Raw genomic sequence first — 21,404 nt, 5'->3', positions numbered from 1 at the left:
CACGAAAGACGAGTGGGAGACATGAGCGCCGCGAAACGCTGGGGGCTGCTGGTGACTGTGGCCGTCGGGCTGCTGCTGATATCGGTCGACATGACCGTGCTGTACACCGCGCTGCCGACGCTGACGGAGGATCTGCACGCGGATCCCTCCCAGAAACTGTGGATCATCAACGCGTATCCGCTGGTCATGGCCGGACTGCTGCTCGGTGCGGGCACACTCGGCGACCGCGTCGGGCACAAGCGGATGTTCCTGGCCGGGCTGACGTTGTTCGGCATCGCCTCGACCGCGGCGGCCCTCTCCCCCTCGCCTGCCGCACTGATCGCGGCGCGGGCCCTCCTGGCCGTGGGCGCCGCCGCGATGATGCCGGCCACGCTGTCGCTGATCCGCGTCACCTTCGAGGACGAGCGCGAGCGCAACATCGCGATCGGCGTATGGGGCACGATGTCCGTGGTCGGCACCGCGCTGGGCCCGATCCTCGGCGGCCTGCTGCTCCAACACTTCTGGTGGGGCTCGGTCTTCCTCATCAACGTCCCTGTGGTGATCCTCGCCCTGGTCACCGGCGCGATACTCGCCCCGGGCGCGTCGGACCGCTCGGAGACACCCTGGGACTTCGTCGGGTCCGCGCAGGTCATGGTCGGGCTCGTCGGTCTGGTGTACGCGGTCAAGGAAGCCACCAAGCCCGCCCCGGACCCGACGCACGTCGTGATCGCCCTGACGGTCGGGGCGGCCGGACTGACGTGGTTCGTACGGCGTCAGCGCCGCCGGAAGCACCCGCTGCTCGACTTCACGCTGCTGCGCGACCCCCGGATCCTGTCCGGCATCGTGGCCGCCGCACTGGCGATGTTCGCGACGGCCGGCGTCCAGCTGATCCTCACCCAGCGGCTGCAGTTGGTCGCCGGTCTCACTCCGCTGCACGCGGGCGTGCTGGTGGCGGCGTTCGCGGCGGGCTGTCTGCCCACCGGGGTGATCGCGGGCGGGCTGGCCTACCGCGTCGGCCCCCGCCCGCTGATCGTCGGCGGCCTGCTGACGGGCGCGGCTGGCGTCCTGCTCACCCTGCTGCTCACCCCGGGTGCGCTGCCCCTCGTCAGGGTCCACCCCGACCACCCGGCCTGGGTGGTGCCCGGGCTGCTGGTGACCGGCGCCGGGATGGGCCTGGCGATGACCGCCGCGTCCGCCGCGATCATGGGCAACGCACCTGCTCACCGCGCAGGCATGGCCGCCTCCGTCGAAGAGGTCTCGTACGAACTCGGCAGTCTGTCCGGCGTCGCGATCCTCGGCAGCACCCTCGGCAACCTCTACACGGCCACCGTCCAACTCCCGGCCGGCGTACCGGACTCGGCGAAGGACAGCCTCGACGCGGCCCTGGTCACCGCCGGCCGGCTGCCTGCCGATCAGGCGGGTTCACTGCTGGACTCGGCCCACGACGCGTTCGACAACGGCTATGTCCTCACCCTGGCCGTCACCGCCGCGGTCCTGCTCGCCGGCAGCGCGTTCACCGCCCGCCGACTCGCCCGGCCGACGCCCTCCCCGACCTCGCCCTCGGGGCCGGCCGAGTCGGCCGAGTCGGCAGAGTCGGCGGCCCGTTGAGGCGGAGCACTCGGGCCCGACCTTTGTCGTCGAACCCGTCCCCGCGCCGTCGGCCGCGCCATCGGCACCGGCACCGACACCGACACCGACGGTACAAGCACGGTCACGAAGTCAGGAAAGTCGGCCGCATCCCCGACAGCGGCCCCACCGGCGTCACTTCGGCGGTCGTACCGACTGCCGGATCACCAGCTGCGTGCTCAGCACCACGTGGTCGTCGACGGCCAGGCGGTTCTCCCGCTCCAGCGCCAGGCGGACCGCGGTGCGTCCGATGTCCTCATAGGGGACGCGGACCGTGGTGAGTGCGGGCGTCAGGTCGCCGGCGAACGGGACGTCGTCGAAACCGACCAGGGACACGTCGCCGGGCACGGACAGACCGGCCTCACGCAGCGCCGCCAGAGCGCCGACGGCCACCATGTCGGTGCCGGCGAAGATCGCCGTGAACTTCAGCCCCTCCTCCAGCGCGGCCCGGGTCCGCTGATATCCGGAGACCCGGGTGTACGAACCGGGTACGTCCAGTTCCTCGGCGTATGCGACGTCGTGCGCCCGCAAGGCCTGGCGGTAGCCGGTCCGTCGCTGCTCGGCGCTGCTGATCAACGGATCACCGCCCAGGAACAGGACGCGCCGGTGTCCCGCGCCGAGCAGGTGGTCGACAGCCTGGAAGGCGCCGCCCCGGCTGTCGTAGTCGACCACCGTGACCGGCAGACTGGTCGGCAGCGCGGGCCGGCCGCACAGCACCAGCCTGGAGCCGACGGCGTCCAGCGCCCTGGCGTAGTCGGCCATGCGGGCGTGGTAGGCGTCGTCCACCATCGCTCCGCCGACGAGGACCACCGCGGCCGCGTGCTGCTCGCGCATGAGCTGCACGAGGTCGTCCTCCCTGTCCTGGTCGTTGTGGGTGGCGCAGACCAGACTGAGCCTGCCGCGGGCCGCCGCCTCCTGCTCCACACCTGCCGCGACATGGGCCAGCGAGGGGCCGGTGATGTCCTGAAGGACCAGGGCGATGGGGCCCGCGACACGGCCGGAGAGGGCCTTGGCATGGACGTTCACCACGTAGTGGAGGGACTCGACCGCCGCCATGACCCGGGCACGGGTGGCTTCTGAGACCGGATAGTTTCCGGCGAGGGCTCGGGAAACGGTTGCTACCGACACTCCGGCCTTCTCGGCGACATCACGAATGGTGCTAGGCCTGTCGCTCGCGCTGTTGTCGCGTCGACGCTTGGCCGTCTGCTTGAGTTCGGAGCTCGTTCGAGCACCGCTTCCGTTGTCCGTCACAGCTCGACGTTACTGCACGTTACGCGTCTTGCGGCCAGATGGTGCGCGAACTACGGTCTCTCGACAGTAATCGTTTACTATGACCTCGGAGTCGCCCGCCATGTCCGTCACCCACCTGCGCTGGGGCACCGACGAGTTGTCCCTGCTCCTGTCCCTCGACACAGCCGGTCCGGTGCGGCTGCTGGCGGTGGGCGAGGCCGACACACTGCCCGACCCGGCGCGTGAACCCGCGCGGTACGCGCTCCTCGCGCAGCGCGCCCTGCCGCTGGTCGAGATCCAGACCACGGGCAGCGGGCGGCTGGGCACCTCGGGCAAGCGCCACGTGGACGGCGCCGCTTCGGGCGCCCTGCGCTACACCGGTCACGAGGAGGTCCACGAGCGGCGCGGCGGCGAAGGCGTGCGGATTCTGCGGGTGCGGATGGCCGACGAGACCACCGGCCTGCGCGTCACCGCCGTCTGCGCACTGCGCGAGGGCATACCGGTGCTCGGCACCGAGGCATATCTGGAGAACGCCGGCGACCGTCACCTCACCCTGGAGTACGTCTCCTCCTTCATCTGCTCCAACCTCGCCCGCCACCTCGGTGACGGCGAGCGCTGGGAGGACGGCCTGGCCCTGTGGGTGGCGACCAATCCCTGGAGCGGCGAGTACCGCTGGTCCAGGGCCACCCTGGCCGACCGCGGTCTGTACGACGTGGGCATGGTGCCCTTCGGCCAGACCGGTTCCAAGAACCGGATCGCCGTGACCAGCACGGGCTCGTGGTCCTCTTCCGAGCATCTGCCGATGGGCTGCCTCGAGGAGCCCCGGACCGGCCGTGCGCTGCTGTGGCAGATCGAGCACAACGGCTCCTGGCACGCCGAGGTCGCCGACCGCTTCGACGACGTGTACCTGGCCCTGTCCGGGCCGACGGACCGCGAGCATCAGTGGCGCCGCGTTCTCGCCCCCGGCGAGTCGTTCCGTACCGTGCCCGCCTCGGTCGCCCTCGTGCCCACGGGCGGCTTCGAGGCCGCGCTCGCCGCCCTGACCCGGCACCGCCGCGCCACCCGGCGCCCGCACCCCGACCACCAGGGCCTGCCCGTGGTCTTCAACGACTTCATGAACAGTCTGATGGGCGAGCCGAGCACCGAGGCCCTGCTGCCCCTGGTGGACGCCGCCGCGGCGGCGGGCGCCGAGTACTTCTGCGTGGACGCCGGCTGGTACGACGCCGAGCCGCGCGGCGCCGTGGGCCCGGGCGGGGTGCCCGGCTGGTGGGACGCCGTCGGTGAGTGGGAGGAGTCGGCAACCCGTTTCCCCGGCGGGCTGAAGGAGGTGCTGGACCGCGTCCGCGACGCGGGCATGGTCCCCGGGCTGTGGCTGGAGCCGGAGGTCGTGGGCGTCCGCAGCCCGGTCGCCGCCGCCCTGCCGGACGAGGCCTTCTTCCGCCGGGACGGCGTCCGTCTGGTGGAGTGGGGCCGTCATCAGCTCGACCTGCGCCACCCGGCGGCGCGCGCCCATCTCGACGGGGTCGTGGACCGGCTGGTGCACGACCACGGCGTCGGGTATCTCAAGCTCGACTACAACATCGACATCGGCCCCGGCACCGACGGCCCGGACGGCGCCACCAGCGCCGGGGACGGGCTGCTCGGCCACAACCGCGCCTACCTCGACTGGCTCGACGGCGTCCTCGACCGGCACCCCGCCCTGGTCCTGGAGAGCTGCGCGGCGGGCGGCAGCCGCACCGACCACGCCGTCCTGTCCCGGCTGCCGATCCACTCCGTCACCGACCAGCAGGACTTCCGGCTGCTGCCCGCCATCGCCGCCGCGGCCCCCAGCGCCGTCACCCCCGAGCAGGGCGCGATCTGGGCGTACCCGCTGCCGGAGCACAGCGAGGCCGAGCTCGGCATGGTGATGGTCTCGGCCATGCTCGGCCGCATCCATCTCAGTGGCCGTCCCGATCTCCTCACCCCGGAGCAGTCGGCCCTGGTGCGCCGGGCCGTGGACAGGTACAAGACCTACCGCTCCCTGCTGCCGGGCGCCCGACCGCGCTGGCCCCTGGGTCTGCCCGGCTGGCGCGACGGCTGGATCGCCCTCGCGCTGACCGCGGAGGGGGCGGGCGACCGGGGCGACACGACACTGCTGGCCCTGTGGCGCCGTGCGGGCGCACCCGAGACCGTGACCGTGCCGCTCCCGTGGACCGCCGAGACCGACCGGCCGTGCCTGGTGTTCGGGGCGGGCCCGCAGCCGACGTACGACTGGGACGGCCGGGAGCGCACCGTGCGGGTGACCCTCCCGGCGGAGCAGTCGGCTGTGCTGCTGTCCTTCGGCGCCGACCCGGGCGCGCCGGTGTGAGAGGCCGGCCGCCCTCGGACACGGCTGCGGCCTCTCGGTGAGTGCGAGTTCGCCGAGAGGCCGCGGTGCTTCCGCCGGAGAAGGAAGGGCAGGTCGAGGACGTGGACACCGGACGAAGGCCGGAGCCGACGGGGTGGTTCAGGCGCTGATCGTGAGGTCCGCCCGGTGGACCGCATGGGCGAGCTGGAGCCCGGATCCAAGGCGTGTCAGCTCGTCGACGACCGTGCGGCCGAGTCGCTGAAGTTCGTTGCCGAGCGATCCGGCGATGTGCGGGGTGAGGAAGACGTTGGGCAGCCGGTAGAGCGGGGACGCGGCGGTCAGCGGCTCAGGTTCGGTGACGTCGAGCACGGCGCTGATCCGTCCGCCGACCAGCTCGTCGACGAGCGCGTCGGGGTCCACAAGCGCGCCCCGCGAGGTGTTGATCAGCACACCGCCGTCCCTGATCAGCGCCAGCCGGTCGCGATCCAGCATCCGGTAGGTCTGCGGGATGTCGGGAGCGTGCAGGCTGACGATGTCGCTGGTGCGCAGCAGTTCCTCCAGCGGCAGCGAGGTGGCGCCGAGGGCAGCCGCCTCGCTCTCGTCCACGTACGGGTCGTAGAGGGCGACCGAGAGATCGAAGGGCCGCAGGAGTTCGAGCACCCTGCGGCCGACCCGCGAGGCGCCGATCACCCCGACGCGCCGGCCGAGGTTGCCGACCTGCGCGTAGTCGGCCGGGGCCGGGTGGACCCGCTCTGCCCGGAAGCGTTCGCGCAGGCCGAAGGCGTCCTTGCCGGCGAACAGGATCGCGGCGAGGGTGTACTCCGCCACCGGCAGCGCGTTGGCCTGCACCGCGCTGGAGACGGTCACTCCGCGCTGCCAGACCTCCTCCCCGATGAGGCTGCGCACGCTGCCCGCCGCGTGCAGCACGGTGCGCAGCCGGGGCGCGGCGGCCAGCGCCTCGGCGCCGATGTGCGGGCAGCCCCACCCGGTGATCAGCACTTCGGCCTCGGCCAGGGCCGCCTGCGCGGCCGGGTCGGTGAAGTCCTGGACGACGAGCGTCGAGTCGATCCGTACCAGTTCCCCCAGCCGCGCCATCAGGTGTGGCGGAAGGAGCTCGGGCAGGTGTACCGGGTTCATCGCGAACACGGCTGAGGGCAGGTGTGGGTTGGACATGGGGCTCCTGCTTCGAGGCGGAGAGCGGACTCGGATAGTAAACGTATTCCACGCTAGGGACGACTTCGGCTACAGGTCAATGACTTCGCCGGAGGTTGCGACAACATGACGGCCACCCGCCCCGAACCGCCGGCCAGGGGGACAGCGCAGGTCAGACACCCTTCCAAGTAACTCTTCTGAAAGTTTGGCGAAACAAACCGGCCTCCCCCTCTTGTGATTCCGGCCAGCAGACGCTTACGGTCCACGCAGCAAACGGTTACTTTCCGGCTCTCGGGGTGACCTTGCCGCCTTTGCCTCGCTGACCACCGCGCCGGCCCCCACACCGCACGCGCCGTCCTGTCCCCTGTGGAGGACCGATGACCACCTATCGCGCCAGAGCCCTCACCGCGGCGGCCACCGCCGCCGCGCTCTCCCTCCTGCTCGCCGCCTGTTCGAGCGGCGACGACACGAACGCCGGCGCCCGGCCCAGCACCGAGGGCAAGGTCACCCTGGAGTTCTGGAGCTGGACCGACGGCATCGAGGCCCAGACCCAGGCCTGGAACAAGGAGCACCCGGAGACACAGGTCAAGTTCGTCAACGCGGCGGGCGAGACCGTCTACCAGAAGCTGCGGGCCGCGGTGAACGCCGGTACCGCGCCGTGTCTGTCCAAGATGGACGGGATGAACCTGGCGAGCTTCGCCGCCGACGGCCTGCTCACCGACATCAGCAAGACCGCCGCGCAGTACAAGGGTCAGTACACCGGCCCGGCCTGGAACGCGGTCAGCCCGGGCGGCACCACCTTCGGCATCCCGATGGGCTCGTCTCCGCTGTTCACCGCCTACCGCGCGGACCTGTTCAAGAGGTACGGCATCGAGGCGCCCAAGACGTGGGACGACCTGATCGCGGCCGGCAAGAAGGCGCAGCAGCAGGACAAGAACGTCAAGATCTACAACATGGCGGGCGAGGACCCGAGCACACTGGTCGACCTGTCGTGGCAGGCCGGCGCCCAGTGGTACAAGGCGGACGGCGACCACTGGACGATCAGTTTCACCTCGCCCGAGGCTCTCAAGGCAGGTGACGTCGTCCAGCAGCTCGTCGACAACGATCTCGCCTCCAACGCCTCCTACGCCGATCCTGGCGTCTTCAAGACCTGGGACCTCGGCAAGACCATCGCGATGACCACCTCGACGTGGCAGCTGCCGATCTACGACACCAACTTCCCCAAGTCCAAGGGGAAGTGGCAGCTCGCGGACGCCCCCGTCTTCGACACCGCCAAGCCGCAGACCTCCAGCAACTTCGACACCACCGCCGTCCTCAAGGGCTGCAAGTACCCGGACCGCGCCGCCCAGTTCGCCGCCTGGCTGAGCAGCAGCAAGGAGTCGCTGACCACGCTCACGGATCCCGCCTCCAAGTCCGGCCTGTTCCCCGCGGTCAACGATGTGTCGCCGTACGTGGGCAAGATCATCCCGACCGAGATGTTCAACAAGGAGTCGGACAGTGCCGCGGTGATCACCACGGCCGCCTCCCGGGTCGGCGACCAGTGGCAGTACGGGCCGAACTACGCGGCCATGTACTCCGAGATGCAGAAGCAGTGGGGCAAGGTCGTCAAGAAGGAGCTCACGGTCAAGGACATGCTGACCGGCCTGCAGAAGTGGACCGTCGACGACCTGAACAGCAAGGACATCAAGGCCGTCGCGGGCAGCTGACAGCTCCCCGTCCCCCGCGCCCGGAGACAGCCGACGCACCCCACTTGGAGACATCCGTGCCCACCCTGACGCGGCCGCCGGTCGCGACCGACTCCCCGGTCCGGCGGACCTCCCCCCGCCGGACCGGGAGACGGGGAGCCTACAAGGGCCTGCTGTTCGCACTGCCCTTCCTGGTCGGCTTCCTCATCACCTATGTCCTGCCGATCGCCTACGCCTTCAGTGAGAGCCTGCACGAGAAGAAGGGCACCGGCCTGGGCTTCGGCCCGACGCGGGTCGTCTTCACCGGCTTCGCCAACTTCGCGTCGGTCCTCTCCGACGACGCGTTCTGGGCCAGCATGCTGCGCACCCTGCTCTTCGGGGCGGCGCAGATCACAGTAATGCTGGGCATCTCGCTGCTGCTGGCCCTGCTGCTGGACGGCGTCGCAGCGCGGGCGGTCCGCTTCTTCCGGGCCGGGCTGCTCATCCCGTACGTGATTCCCACGGTGGTCTCCGCCCTGATGTGGCTGTTCCTCTACAGCCCCACGGGCAGCCCGATCATCGACCTCGCGAACCGCGCCGGCACGGACATCGAGTTCTTCGGCGGCCTCAACACCTACCTCTCCCTGGGCAATCTGCTCACCTGGCAGGGCATCGGCTTCAACATGATCCTGATCTCCGCCTCGCTGCAGGCGCTGCCGCGGGAGCTGTACGAGGCGGCCCGGCTCGACGGCGCCCGTGAGTGGCGGATCGCCTGGTCGATCAAGGTTCCGAACATCACCGGGATCCTTGTGCTGACCGGCATGTTCTCGCTGATCGGCCGACTCCAGTTGTTCTCCGAGCCGCTCCTGCTGCGGCAGATCGCACCGGAGTCGATCAACACCGACTTCACACCGATGATGGAGATCTACGACAAGGCGTTCAAGACCGGCGACTACCAGTACGCCGCCGCCGAGTCGTTGGTCCTGGCCGTGGCGACCGGCATCCTCGCCTTCGTCTTCTACCGCGTCACGAACAGGAAGATGTCATGAGCAGCGCCACGAAGGCAGGTCAAGCCCGTGCGGCCGCCCGTAGCCGTGAGGCCGCCCGTACCCGTAAGGCCCCGCGTGCCGCGGAGTCGTCCGGGGGCGGAGTGCGCCCCACCCGCCGCGCGGTGGCGCTGACCACGGGCCTGCTGGTCGTCTTCCTGATCTATTCGCTCGCCCCCACCTGGTTCCTGCTGGTGTCGGCGACCAAGAACCAGACCGATCTGTACTCCACGTTCGGCCTGTGGTTCTCCTCCAACCACCTCGGGGACAACCTCCAGGAAATCGCGAGCTATCACGACGGTGTGTTCCTGCGCTGGATCGGGAACTCCGTCCTCTATTCCACCCTCGGCGCGGCTGGCTCCACGCTCATCTCGCTCGCCGCCGGATACGGCCTGGCCAAGTACGACTACCGGGGCCGGGGCGCCCTGTTCGCCCTTGTCGTCGGCGCCTCGCTGCTGCCCAGCACCCTGCTGGCGTTCCCGCTCTATCTGGTGTTCGCCGAGATGGGGCTCACCAACACCATCTGGTCGGTGCTGATCCCGTACTTCATCAACCCGTTCGGGGTCTATCTCGGCAAGGTCTACGCCGACAGCTCGGTGCCGACGGAACTGATGGAGGCGGCCCGTATCGACGGCGCGGGTGAGCTGCGCATCTTCTTCGCGGTCGCCCTGCGACTGATGCGGACCGGCGGCATCACCATCTTCATGCTCGATTTCATCAACATCTGGAACAACTTCTTCCTTCCGCTGTTCATGCTCAACGGCGAGCGCAGCTTCCCCGTGACCCTGGGCCTCTTCTCCTGGCTCCAGCAGGCGCAGACCGCCCGCGACATGAACACGCTCGTCCTGACCGGTTCCCTGCTGTCGATCGTTCCGCTGGCGGTCCTGATGTTCGCCCTCCAGAAGTACTGGCGCAGCGGAATTCTCATGGGCAGCCTCAAATAAGGATCAGCAATGGCCAACACTCCCCGACGTCGTGAAGTGCTCAAGTACGCCGGCGCCACCGGTGCCGGCACGGCCGGCCTCGGCTGGCTCACCACTCAGTCCGCCACGGCAGCTCCCGCCTCGGTGGCGGACGCGCCCGCCTCGTTCGGCGCGGCCGCGAAGACCGTCCGCAAGCCCTTGGACATCGTTGTCTTCGGCAACTCCGCCTCCGAGACCGCCCACGGGCTCACTGCCTCGAACGCCGACACCGTCACCGGCGGCCTCGGCCAGAGCGCCCGGGTCCTCAACCCGACACAGCCGGCGACGTACTGGGGCGGCACCCTCAAGTTCGACGTCGAGGTCAGCCCGACCGGCACCACCTACGTCACGGTCCGGCTGTGGGGCGACGACTACGACTCCACCAGTCAGCAGGCCGCCTCCGGCACGAACATGTGGCGGCTCCAGCTGTTCTGCGACGGCCTCCAGATCGGCTACCAGGACGAGGGCGCCGTCGACAGTCTCGACATCCTCGACACCTCCCCGCGCAGCCCGGGCCGGTTCTTCTTCCACACCCTGCCCCTGCCCGAGAAGATGACCGCCGGCAAGAAGAAGGTGACCCTGGAGATCCGCTCCATGGGCCGTATCTGGTCGTACGGACAGAACGCCGGGCAGCTCTACTACAAGACGACCACGCCCTCGCGCGGCATCTACCGTCTCTACACCCACACCGAGCCGTACTTCGTGCCGCCCAAGGGCGAGGCGCAGGGCCCCGCCCCCGTACCCACCGTGCGTACCAGCCCCGGCCCCGAGGCACTGGAGGCGGTGCGCAGGCGCGTCGAGCGGGACCAGAAGAACTACCTCACCTCCGCGAACCCGGCCGGCATGGACGCCTGGGCCTTCCAGTCCCTGGCCGAGGGCTATCTGTGGTCGGGCAGCCCGGCGTACCGGCAGGACGCCGCCCTGGACCGGGTGCTGCGGGCGATCGACGGCCGCTACATGGCATGGAAGAACGACGCTTCCGTCCTCACCGGTTCCGACCAGCAGTGGCAGGGCTTCGGTCGGGTCGGCCTGGTCCTCGCCCTCCTCTGGGAACACCTGGGCGACCGCCTGGACCAGAAGGTGACCGGCTCCCCGTACGAGATCACCAACCCGGGCTTCGAGGAGGGCGCCGACACCCCCGCGGGCTGGACCGTGCCCGGCTGGGGCAGGACCCCCGACGCGACCTGGTCCCGGGACACGACCGTCGCCCGCTCCGGATCCGCCTCCCTGAAGGTCGCCGCCACCGCCGCCAACGGCTTCGTCACCGTCTTCAACACGGCCAAGCTCCAGGTCGGTTCGGGCACGACCACGTACAGCGCGTGGATCAGGACCGACGGCGTGACCGGGGCCGGCGCCCACATCGACCCGCTCTTCTTCGACGCCACCGGCAACCTGGTCGGCAGCGACCAACGCCAGTTCGCCACCACCGGCACCCACGACTGGGAGTACGTCTCCATCGACCTGGAGACCCCGGCCGGCGCCACCCAGATGGAGATGCACCTACGGCTCACGGGCCCCGGCACCGCCTGGTTCGACTCCGTGGACCTGGTGAAACCGACCGAGCTGCGCAACCCGGGCTTCGAGCAGGGCTCCGCCACCCCCGCGGGCTGGACCGTGCCCGGCTGGGGCAGGACCGCGGACGCGACCTGGTCCCGGGACACGACCGTCGCCCGCTCCGGATCCGCCTCCCTGAAGGTCACCGCCACCGCCGCCAACGGCTTCGTCACCGTCTTCAACACGGCCAAGCTCCAGGTCGGTTCGGGCACGACCACGTACAGCGCCTGGATCAGGACCGACGGCGTGACCGGCGCCGGCGCCCACATCGACCCGCTCTTCTTCGACGCCACCGGCAACCTGGTCGGCAGCGACCACCGCCAGTTCGCCACCACCGGCACCCACGACTGGGAGCAGGTCTCCATCGACCTGGAGACCCCCGCCGGCGCCACCCAGGTCGAGTTCCACCTGCGGCTGTCCGGCCCCGGCACGGCCTGGTTCGACGACCTGGCCGTCGTCCCGCCCCAGAGCGCCGGCACAACCGCGCAGCCGGTGCGCCGCGCCGCGTACGTCGACATGCTCAGGTCCAGCCGGGACTACTGGCGGCAGCACTTCCCGCACTACACCAACCAGTCGCAGATCTGCGCCATCGGCATCTACCAGGCCAACCGCGGTCTCAGGCTGCTGGACGCGGACCTCGCCCTGCCCGAGGCGAAGGCCCGCGACTACATGTACCAGTCGCTCGGCATGAAGCCCTACCTCGGCAGGGAGGACAAGGACGGCAACCCGAGCAAGGCTCTCGGCGAGAGCTACTACCAGGTGACCCAGGCCGGCCTGACCCGGGAACTCGGCTACGTGGGCAGCTACGGCGAGGTCATCGACTGGCTGGTCATGATGTACGAGTCCGTCACCCGCGGCCACGACGGCCAGGAGGCGCCCGAGCTGCGCAAGCAGATGGTCGGCATGACCAAGGCCCGCGGCCGGTTCCGCGTCGTCGACGTCGACGAGACCGGCGCCCGGGTCTCCCGTATCGAGACCGTCATCGGCTGGCGCAACGAGGTGTACCCCGGCGAGATCGCCTACGCCTCCCGTACCGCCTGGGATTCCCACCCGCTGATGGCCGCCGCGGTGTTCAAGGACCCCGACATCGTCGGCTGGACGCAGGAGATGGTCGCCGACGGCCAGTTCCACAAGCAGCTGGATCTGCTCATCAACCACACCTGGACCCGGGTCGGCCTCGCCGGACTGCGCCTGGTCTCCCGTGACTTCGACGCCTTCCAGGCGCTGCCGAGCCGCCCCGGGCGCATCCCCACCGCCTGGGACAAGCCCGACTTCGTCTTCGCCGACGAGGAGAACGGCTGCATAGCCGTCAAGAACGGCGAGGAGCTCCTCTTCGCCTCCCTCTACTGGCGGGCCCGCCAGGGCGTCAACGACTACGCCCGTATCCACCACCTCACCCCCACCGACCAGCGCTCGGCGACCGTCCGCCAGCACTCCGCCGGCACCACGGACAAGACCTTCACCGCCCAGGACTGGATCCTCTGGGACTACGCCATCAACGACCCGGGGGCCGGGCACATCCCGCCGGGCGGATTCCCGCCGCCCGGCGACGAAACCCTCCACCAGTCGCAGAAGGGAGACGTCTACCGACTCGCCCCGGTCCCGGCCGACGTCCCGGACCCCTCGATGGGCGTCCACTTCGAGGGCGTCGAGACCATGCTCGTCGGCCGCGCGCCCTTCTACTACTGCGAATACGGCGACTACATCATCGCGATGAACACCAGCACCGACAGGACCTTCACCCTCCCCTCCCGACACGGCTTCGGACCCGGTCGCGACCTGGCCACCGGCCGCGTCATCGGCACCGGGGTACGAACCAAGCTCGGCCCCCGCAGCACTCTCGTACTGCACAGGGTGCGCGCCACCTCCGACTGACGCACGGACGGAGCGGGCGCGGGGCACGGAACCGCACCCGCTCCACCACGCGCCACAGCAGCTCCCCCGCGCATCACCTTTCCCGCGACCAGGCCCACACCCAGCTCATCCTGGCCAGCCTGGCCGAGGCGTGCGAGATCGCGTGGATCCAGACCCAGGACCTGCACTCCGCCGCCGCCAACCGGCTGCTGGCCGGGTTCGAGTACACCGCGAGGTACAACACCGGCAACAGCGTGCCCTACACGACATGGGGCAGTTGCCAGGCCACCTACAACTCCCTGTCCACCGTCGAGCGCGGCAATCTGCGTCCCGTCTACGAGATGGTCCACAACCACTACGTCAAGCGCCGGGGCATCGCCACCCCATGGACCTACACGGCCGTCCAGCGGATACGCCCCGAGGGCGCGGCTTTCCAGTGCGACCACCCGGGATTCGGCACCCTGTTGTTCACCCTCTGACGTCCACCCACTGATCGGAGCGTTCGCCCCGTGCACCCCGTGATCCAGAACCCCGTCCTGCGCGGCTTCGAACCCGACCCGGTCGCCCTGCGGGTCGGCGACGACTTCTACATCGCCACGTCCACGTTCGAGTGGTACCCGGGCGTCCGGATCCACCACTCCCGGGACCTGGTGAACTGGCGCCCGCTGGGCGGGGTCCTGGACGAGCACCGGCTCCTCGACCTCACCGGGGTGCCGGACTCCGGAGGCATCTGGGCGCCCGGACTGTCGTACGCGGACGGGCTGTTCCACCTGGTCTTCACGGTCGTCGACACCTATGCCGAGGGCTGGAAGGACCTTCCGAACCACGTCACCACGGCCGCGTCGATCGAGGGCCCGTGGTCCGACCCGGTGCCGCTGCACGCCCGCGGCTTCGATGTGTCCCTGTTCCACGACGACGGCGAGGACGGCGACGGACGCAGCTGGCTGCTGAACATGCGCTTCGACTGGCGCCCGGAGCGGGAGTCGTTCGCCGGGATCGAACTCCAGGAGTACGACCGCACCTCACGCAAGCTTCTCGGCGAGCCCCGGACGATCTCCGTGGGCACGGCCGCCGGGGTCGCCGAGGGCCCGCATCTGTACCGCAGGGGCGGCTGGTACTACCTGGTGCACGCGGAGGGCGGCACGGGCTACGAGCACGGGGCGGCCGTCGCCCGCTCCCGCGACCTGTTCGGCCCGTACGAACCCGACCCGGCGGGTCCACTGCTGACGTCTCGTCATGACCCGTCCCTGGAGCTGCAGAAGGCCGGGCACTGCTCGTTCGTCGAGACGCCGGCCGGCCAGTGGTTCGCCGCCCACATCGTCGCCCGCCCCTACACCGAGCGCGGACGCTGTGTCCTGGGCCGTGAGACCGCGCTCCAGCCGGTGACCTGGACGGACGACGGCTGGCCCCGCACCGCGCGCGCCGTCCCCGCGATGACCGTCCCGGCCCCGGCACTCCCGCCCGCGCGCTTCCCCGAACCGCCCGCCACCGACACCTTCGACGCCCCTTCGCTCGGCCCCGAGTGGTCCACCCTGCGCCGCCCGGCCTCCCCCGACTGGGTGGAGCCCGCCCCGGGACGGCTCCGTGTGCACGGCGGCCAATCACCCGTCGGCCGCCGCACCCCGAGCCTGGTCGCCCGCCGGGTCACGGACACCCGCTGCGCCTTCGAGACCCGGATGACCTTCGTCCCTCGTACGCCGGACCACCTGGCCGGGATCACCGCCTACTACAACACCCGTAACTGGCACTACCTGTACGTCACTTCGGACGACGACGGGACCCCGCTGCTGAGGGCGCTGAGCTGCGAGGCGGGCCGGCTCACGGCCCATGAACCGCGCGTGCCGCTGCCTCCTGGCACACCGGTCGTCCTCCGAGCCGCACTCGACGGTCCCGTACTGCGCTTCTCGTACGACGTCCAGGGCGCCGACGGTCCGCAAGTCCTGCCGCTCGACCTCGACGCCACCGTGCTGTCCGACGAGCACGCCGACGAGTTCCACGACGGGCAGCTGCGCGTCCTGGGCTTCACCGGGGCGATGCTCGGCCTGTGGGTCCACGACCTCGACGGCGCCGGTGTGCACGCAGACTTCGCCCACGCCACCTATGCGACCGGGGACGCGGCGAACGCGGAGGGCGGACAGCCGTGACCGCCGCCGTCGACCTCTTCCACACCGTCCTGGGGCCCGACGCCGCCCCCAGCGTGCTGCTCGTGCACGGCTGGGGCGGCGACGGCCGCGAATGGTCGCCGCACGCCGAGGCCCTCGCCGAGCGCCACCGGGTGATCGTGCCCGACCTCCGGGGGCACGGCCGCTCCCCCGTCCCCGAGCGGGACAACACCCCGGCGGCGATGGCCGGGGATCTCGTCGCACTCCTCACCGCCCTCGGCACCGGACCCGTCGTGGCGGTCGGCCACTCCATGGGCGGCCAGGTGGTGAACCTGCTCGCCGTCCACCGCCCGGACCTCGTACGCTCCGTCGTCGCCCTCGACCCCGCGCACGGTGCACACGGCGCCGAGCTCCCAGAGATCCCGCGCCGCCTGGCCGCGTACCGCGAGCACGGCGCCGGTGCCGCCGTACCGATGGTGGCCGGAGCGTTCTCCCCGACCGCCCCGCCCGGGCTGCGCACCGCGCACATCCGCACCATGCTCGGCACCCCGGGCCATGTCATCGCCCAGGCGTACGCGGGCATGTACACCGACCCGGGAGCAGTGGGCGTCCGCCCGCACAGTGAGGCCTACCTGGGGCGTCGCGGCTGCCCCGCCCTCACGGTGTGGACCTCGGCGGAGGCCGCCGACTGGGAACGCTCCACCCTGTGGGTGCCCGGTTCCCGGGTCGACCACTGGACCGGCACCGGCCACTACCTGCACGAGGAGCATCCCGACCGAACCGTCCGGCTCATCGAGCAGTGGGCGGCCGACTGCTGAACGGTGGCTCACCTAAAGCCGCCGTCACTGTCTGCCGCGCGCCCTGACGACCCGATACGTCTTCTCTCCCACGAACCATGAACCATGAACCATGGAGGTTGTGTTGAACGCCGTACACCCCGGACCGGTACACCCGAGCCGGGACGCGACCACCGCGCTGCGTCCCGTCACCCGGGCCCGGATCGACAGCGGCTTCTGGGCCGAGCGCCGCCGGATCAACGCCGAGGTGTCCGTCCCGCAGGGCCCACGGCTGCTGGAGGAGGCCGGAAACCTCGCCAACCTGCGCGCCGCGGCCGGTCGCACCGGCGCGGCCGACGGGTTCGCGGGCGACGGGTTCGCGGGCGACTTCCAGTTCCAGGACTCCGACGTGTACAAGTGGCTGGAGGCCGCCTGCTGGCAGCTGGCCGACGCACCCGACCCCGGGCTCGCCACCGAGGTGGAGCAGATCGTCGGACTCATCGCCGCCGCCCAACGCGCGGACGGCTACCTCCAGACGTACTACCAGCTCGGCGGCGGCGAACCGTGGACCGAGCTGGGCTGGGGCCACGAGCTGTACTGCGCCGGACACCTGATGCAGGCCGCGGTCGCCCACCACCGGGCCACCGGCGGGCATCGACTGCTCGACGTGGCCTGCCGGTTCGCCGACCACATCGAGTCCGTCTTCGGCCCCGGCAAGCAGGTCGACGCCGTGTGCGGCCACCCCGAGATCGAGACCGCCCTGATCGAGCTGTACCGGACGACCGACGAGAAGCGCTACCTGGACCTGGCCCGCTACTTCCTCGACCGACGCGGCCACGGCACCCTCGCCTCCGGCGCGGACCGCGGCCATGACCGCGACCCGGGCCCGGAGTTCTGGCAGGACCACACCCCGATCCGCGAGGCGGACGAGGTGGCGGGTCACGCCGTACGACAGCTCTATCTGCTCGCCGGGGCCGCCGACCTGGCCGCCGAGTCCGAGGACCCGCAGCTGCGCTCGGCCCTGGAGCGGCTGTGGCAGGACATGGCGGCACGCAGGACCTATCTCACCGGAGGCGTGGGCTCCCGGCACGACTGGGAGTCCTTCGGCGACGCCCATGAACTGCCCGCCGACCGTGCCTACACCGAGACCTGCGCCGCCATCGCCTCCGTTCAGTTCAGCTGGCGGATGGCTCTGCTCACCGGTGCGGCCCGCTACTCCGACCTGATCGAGCGGACCCTGTTCAACGGCTTCCTCGGTGGCGTCGGCATGGACGGCCTGACCTGGATGTACGTCAACCCGCTGCACCGCCGGGCCCGCGCGCACGAGCGCCCCGGCGACCAGACCGCCCACCGCACCCCCTGGTTCCGCTGCGCCTGCTGCCCGCCCAACGCCATGCGCCTGCTCGCCTCCCTGCCGCACTACGTCGCCAGCACCGACGCCACGGGACTGCAACTGCACCAGTACGCCGGAGGCAGGTACGGCGGCGACGGCTTCACGGTGCGGGTGGCCACGGACTATCCCTGGCACGGTGTGGTGGACGTGACGGTCGAGGACTCCCCCGGCACGGAACGGACCCTGTCGCTGCGCCTGCCCGCCTGGTCCACCGGGCACGGCCTCTCCGTGAACGGCACGTCCCAGAACGCGGCGGCCGAGGACGGCTGGCTGCGGGTCACCCGGCGCTTCCGGCCGGGCGACACCGTCCGCCTCGACCTCGCGATCGTGCCCCGGCTGACGCTCCCCGGCCCGCTTGTCGACGCCGTGCGCGGCTGCGTCGCCATCGAACGGGGCCCGCTGGTGTACTGCCTGGAACAGTCCGACCAGGCCGACGGTCTCGACCCCGACACCATCGCCCTGGATCCGGCCGCCCCGCTGGCCGAGCGGAAACGGCCCGACCTGCTCGGCGGCCTCACCACCGTCACCGCCTCCGGTCGCGCTCTCCCACCGGAAGCGCCTGGCTGGTGGCCCTACCTCCCGCACACAGCGGTGCCGCCTCAGCCCCACCGGCCCTTCGCGTTGACCGCCGTGCCCTATTACGCCTGGACCCACCGCGGCCCGGGCGCCATGCGCGTGTGGGTTCCGGCCGTCGCCGCCGAGCAGTAGCGGGTTCTCAATACTCCGTCTCCTGCGACTCCAAGTAGCTCTTCAGGAAGACGTACTTGGCGTCGCTGTCGGCCGCCGCGCGGGGCGCGAAGGCGTCGCCGAGTTCCATCGAGAGCGGCTTCGTCGTGCGCAGGGCGGGCCAGGCCGGCAGTGACCGCCCGTTGGGGTTGCCCGTGGCGGCGAAGTTCGCCACGTAGGAGGAGGTGGTGTCGGCGATGGCACGGTCCTCGTCGGTCCATGGCCGGTCGGTGCCGTAGAGGTTGCCGAACAGGTAGTACTTCTCGGCGCCGTGGTACGCCCCAGCCCCGTTCGCCGGTTCGATCGGGTTGGTGGTGTCGGAGCCGGGCGGCGCGTGCGTCCACCAGTAGTTGTAGACCGGGCTGCGGCTGCCCGCGGTGTTCCTGAACTGCGTTCCCCACAGGAAGGTGGAGACCCGCTCCTCGTCCCGCGCGTAGGCGTTGTACTGCGCGGCCGCCTCCGTGTCGGTGACGGCCGGATAGAGCGTGAGGAACTCCTCCGCCCGGTCGCCGAAGGTCGACGCCGCGAAGGTCCGGTAGGCGGCGGCCGTCGTCGTCAGCGTGGGCGAGGCGCCGTTCTCGTCCTTGTTGTTGCCGGTCAGGACGGGTACGTCGTACTCGGCCCGGGAGGTCATGGCGTAGGTGTACGTGGTCGGCAGCACATAGCCGTCGAGGACGTTGCCGAAGTCGGTGCCGACGGCCGGGGCCCCTGGGGCGTAGACCTTGGTGACGATCTCGTCCGCGGACAGGGCCCGCAGGCCGGACAGTGAGGACGCCCCCATGTAGTCGGCGAACGCCGAGCCGTTGGCCTCCGCCGCGGCGAGAGTGTCGTATCCGCCCGCCACACGGCCGAGCGCCGGGTCCTTGGTGTACTGGACACCGGCCGCCAGCAGCGCGCGGTGGAACAGGCCCCGGGCCAGCTTCGAGATCATCAGGATGTTGACGAACGAGGAGCCGTGCGACCAGCCGGCCAGGGTCACCCGGTCCGGGTCGCCGCCGAACGCCGCGATGTTGCGCCGGATCCACCGCAGTGCCGCCACCGTGTCCAGGACGCCCCAGTTGCCCGAGCCGCCGTGCCCCGACTCCGCGCTCAGTTCGGGGTGGGCGAGGTTCCCGAACGCGCCGACCCGGTGGTTGAAGGTGACGACCACCGCGCCCTTGGCGGCCAGGTTGGCGCCGTCGTAGACCGGCTGTGAGGCCCACATCGCGGAGTTGCGGCCGCCGTAGATCCAGACGAAGACCGGGCGGCGCTCAGCCGAACTCGCCGCGCCCGTCCAGATGTTGAGGTTGAGGCAGTCCTCGCTCAGCGGGGGCACCTTGTCGGCGGCGATGCCGGTGACCGGCTGAGGGCAGGCGGCGCCCCAGGCGTCGGCCGTGCGGACACCCGTCCAGGACGGCGGCGGCTGCGGCGGCCGCCAGCGGTTCTCCCCGGCGGTGGAAGCCGCGTAGGGGATGCCCTTGTAGACGGTGATCCCGTCAAGTGCGGCCGGTACGCCGACGACCGGACCCGACTGTGTCTTCACGGGGCTGCCGGAGGCGCTCCTGGGTGTGGCCGACGCCGGAGGGGCCGTCAGGCCGCCCAGCAGTGCCGCGCCGGCCGTCGCGCCGACGGTGCGTCCGAGGAAGCCGCGGCGGCCGAGCCCGGCCGGGTCGCCCGCTGCTGCTCCGGTGGCGGCGGCCATGTGCGGGTGCCCGCTGTGGAAAGGTTGGATGTCTCGCATGCTCAAGTGAGTCTCCCGATGGAAGAAGTGCGCGGCGCCAGGCGCAGCGCGACGACGGCGAGTACCGCGAGTGATGCGGCGACGAGCAAGGGGTGGGCGACCAGCCATGTCTGGACGCCTTCGAACGGGTCGGAGGACGTCAGCGCCGCGCGCTCCAGCATCCAGGAGGCCGAGAACAGCAGGCCGAGGGCGGCCAGGGTGAGGCGGAACGCCGGGTAGCAGGCTGTGCGGGCCAGGACGAGCAGCGACGGCATGATCAGTGCGACGACGAGCAACTGGGTCAGTTCGATGCCCAGGTTGAAGCCGAGGAGTGTGGTGACGAGGGACCCCCGGTCCAGGCCGAGGTCGCCGATGAGCGAGGCGAACGCCAGCCCGTGGACGAGCCCGAAGCCACCGGCGATGAGCACCTCGCCGCGGGCCACGAGGGGGCGTATCGCGTGGAGCGCGGACACCGCGATCGAGAAGGCGATCAGCGTCTCCACCGGCCGGGACGGTACGTGGATCGCACCGGCCGCCGCCAGGGCGAGGGTGAGCGAGTGGCCCGCGGCGAACGCGGAGACCACATGCACGACGCGCACGACGACGCGACGCCTCGACGTGCCGGCGGCGCGCCATCGGCCCCCGGCCGCCACCAGCGGGGCCGGAACCAGCAGCATGAGGAGGAACAGCAGGTGGTCGGCTCCCTCGCCGACGTGCTCCGCCCCCAGGCCCACGGTGGTGACGAAGCCCCGCAGCCATGACCCTTGCCCGGCGGGGACGTTCAGACTCGTGGTGTCCCGGTCGAGGACCCCGAGGGTCTCGGCGTCGTCCGTCCTGAGGATGCCACGGTCGAAGTCGTACCGGACGGTGGCGATGACCCGGTGGGTGAGGAGTTCCTCGACGATGACGTCGTAGCGGAGGTCGAAGTCGGTGACACGGCCGTCGGGCGGGCGGATCTCGAGCGGATAGACGAGATGGGCCGACGCGTCGATCGTACGGACCGTCGGGGTGCCGAGCGTCACCGTCCAGGGGGTGCCGCCTTCGCCGACGGCGGCGATGTGCCCGGCCGTGTAGTCGCCGAGGAACGACCGGTCGGCGCCGAGAACGCTCGCGGGGGTGAGTTCGCGGTGCACGGCGACGGCCAGCCGGTCGATCGGCAGCTGCACCTCCCCCTCGACCCGGTCGTCACGGACGTCGAGGAGTACGGCGGAGGTGCTCATCGGGTGGGCGCCGGCCGGTGACGCGAGGCCACCGACCAGCAGGAACGCCGTGAGCAGCAGCGTGGAGAGGAGACGGCGCACGGATGTCATCGGGA

Annotated in this window: 14 protein-coding genes; 10 read left to right on the top strand and 4 right to left on the bottom strand. The window is 70.9% G+C overall.

Annotated features, from left to right (window positions below):
• Positions 1-21: 21 nt before the first annotated feature.
• Positions 22-1,587, top strand: a complete 1,566-nt coding sequence (locus ACWD4O_RS42025; protein ID WP_451288322.1) for an MFS transporter — start codon at positions 22-24, stop codon at positions 1,585-1,587.
• Positions 1,588-1,740: 153 nt separating this feature from the next.
• Here the strand turns inward: ACWD4O_RS42025 and ACWD4O_RS42020 are convergent, their stop codons facing one another.
• A complete protein-coding gene (locus ACWD4O_RS42020; RefSeq protein ID WP_451288321.1) occupies positions 1,741-2,856 on the bottom strand; it encodes a LacI family DNA-binding transcriptional regulator in 1,116 nt (371 codons plus the stop codon).
• A gap of 100 nt (positions 2,857-2,956) precedes the next feature.
• Between ACWD4O_RS42020 and ACWD4O_RS42015 the strand changes: the two genes are divergently transcribed.
• Positions 2,957-5,182: a glycoside hydrolase family 36 protein gene (locus ACWD4O_RS42015; RefSeq protein ID WP_451288320.1), complete on the top strand. Its 2,226-nt coding sequence runs from the start codon at positions 2,957-2,959 to the stop codon at positions 5,180-5,182.
• 138 nt (positions 5,183-5,320) lie between these two features.
• Here ACWD4O_RS42015 and ACWD4O_RS42010 read toward each other — a convergent pair whose 3' ends face one another.
• On the bottom strand, positions 5,321-6,334 hold the full coding sequence (locus ACWD4O_RS42010) for a hydroxyacid dehydrogenase (RefSeq protein ID WP_451288319.1): 1,014 nt from the start codon (positions 6,332-6,334) through the stop codon (positions 5,321-5,323).
• A 356-nt stretch (positions 6,335-6,690) separates the two neighbouring features.
• Between ACWD4O_RS42010 and ACWD4O_RS42005 the strand changes: the two genes are divergently transcribed.
• From ACWD4O_RS42005 to ACWD4O_RS41970, 8 genes are all read left to right on the top strand, one after another.
• Positions 6,691-8,019 carry an ABC transporter substrate-binding protein gene (locus ACWD4O_RS42005; protein WP_451288318.1) on the top strand — a complete coding sequence of 443 codons (1,329 nt, stop codon included), beginning with the start codon at positions 6,691-6,693 and terminating at the stop codon, positions 8,017-8,019.
• Between the two features lie 56 nt (positions 8,020-8,075).
• Positions 8,076-9,026, top strand: a complete 951-nt coding sequence (locus ACWD4O_RS42000; protein ID WP_451288317.1) for a carbohydrate ABC transporter permease — start codon at positions 8,076-8,078, stop codon at positions 9,024-9,026.
• Positions 9,027-9,127: 101 nt separating this feature from the next.
• Complete coding sequence (locus ACWD4O_RS41995; protein WP_451288338.1) at positions 9,128-9,967, top strand: carbohydrate ABC transporter permease; 840 nt, start codon at positions 9,128-9,130, stop codon at positions 9,965-9,967.
• A gap of 9 nt (positions 9,968-9,976) precedes the next feature.
• On the top strand, positions 9,977-13,414 hold the full coding sequence (locus ACWD4O_RS41990; RefSeq protein ID WP_451288316.1) for a Tat pathway signal sequence domain protein: 3,438 nt from the start codon (positions 9,977-9,979) through the stop codon (positions 13,412-13,414).
• 233 nt (positions 13,415-13,647) lie between these two features.
• A complete protein-coding gene (locus ACWD4O_RS41985) occupies positions 13,648-13,872 on the top strand; it encodes a hypothetical protein (protein ID WP_451288315.1) in 225 nt (74 codons plus the stop codon).
• Positions 13,873-13,911: 39 nt separating this feature from the next.
• Positions 13,912-15,537 carry a glycoside hydrolase family 43 protein gene (locus ACWD4O_RS41980; RefSeq protein WP_451288337.1) on the top strand — a complete coding sequence of 542 codons (1,626 nt, stop codon included), beginning with the start codon at positions 13,912-13,914 and terminating at the stop codon, positions 15,535-15,537.
• Positions 15,534-16,313: an alpha/beta fold hydrolase gene (locus ACWD4O_RS41975; protein WP_451288314.1), complete on the top strand. Its 780-nt coding sequence runs from the start codon at positions 15,534-15,536 to the stop codon at positions 16,311-16,313. The genes ACWD4O_RS41980 and ACWD4O_RS41975 overlap by 4 nt, the downstream gene beginning before the upstream one ends.
• A 103-nt stretch (positions 16,314-16,416) precedes the next feature.
• Complete coding sequence (locus tag ACWD4O_RS41970; RefSeq protein ID WP_451288313.1) at positions 16,417-18,372, top strand: glycoside hydrolase family 127 protein; 1,956 nt, start codon at positions 16,417-16,419, stop codon at positions 18,370-18,372.
• 7 nt (positions 18,373-18,379) lie between these two features.
• Here the strand turns inward: ACWD4O_RS41970 and ACWD4O_RS41965 are convergent, their stop codons facing one another.
• Together ACWD4O_RS41965 and ACWD4O_RS41960 are read right to left on the bottom strand one after the other, a co-directional pair.
• On the bottom strand, positions 18,380-20,110 hold the full coding sequence (locus tag ACWD4O_RS41965; RefSeq protein ID WP_451288336.1) for a carboxylesterase/lipase family protein: 1,731 nt from the start codon (positions 20,108-20,110) through the stop codon (positions 18,380-18,382).
• A gap of 2 nt (positions 20,111-20,112) precedes the next feature.
• Positions 20,113-21,399, bottom strand: a complete 1,287-nt coding sequence (locus ACWD4O_RS41960) for a HupE/UreJ family protein (RefSeq protein ID WP_451288312.1) — start codon at positions 21,397-21,399, stop codon at positions 20,113-20,115.
• Positions 21,400-21,404 lie beyond the last annotated feature (5 nt).

This window comes from Streptomyces sp. NPDC002623 (genome assembly GCF_053592635.1).
This window is presented reverse-complemented; position numbering and strand designations above follow the sequence as displayed.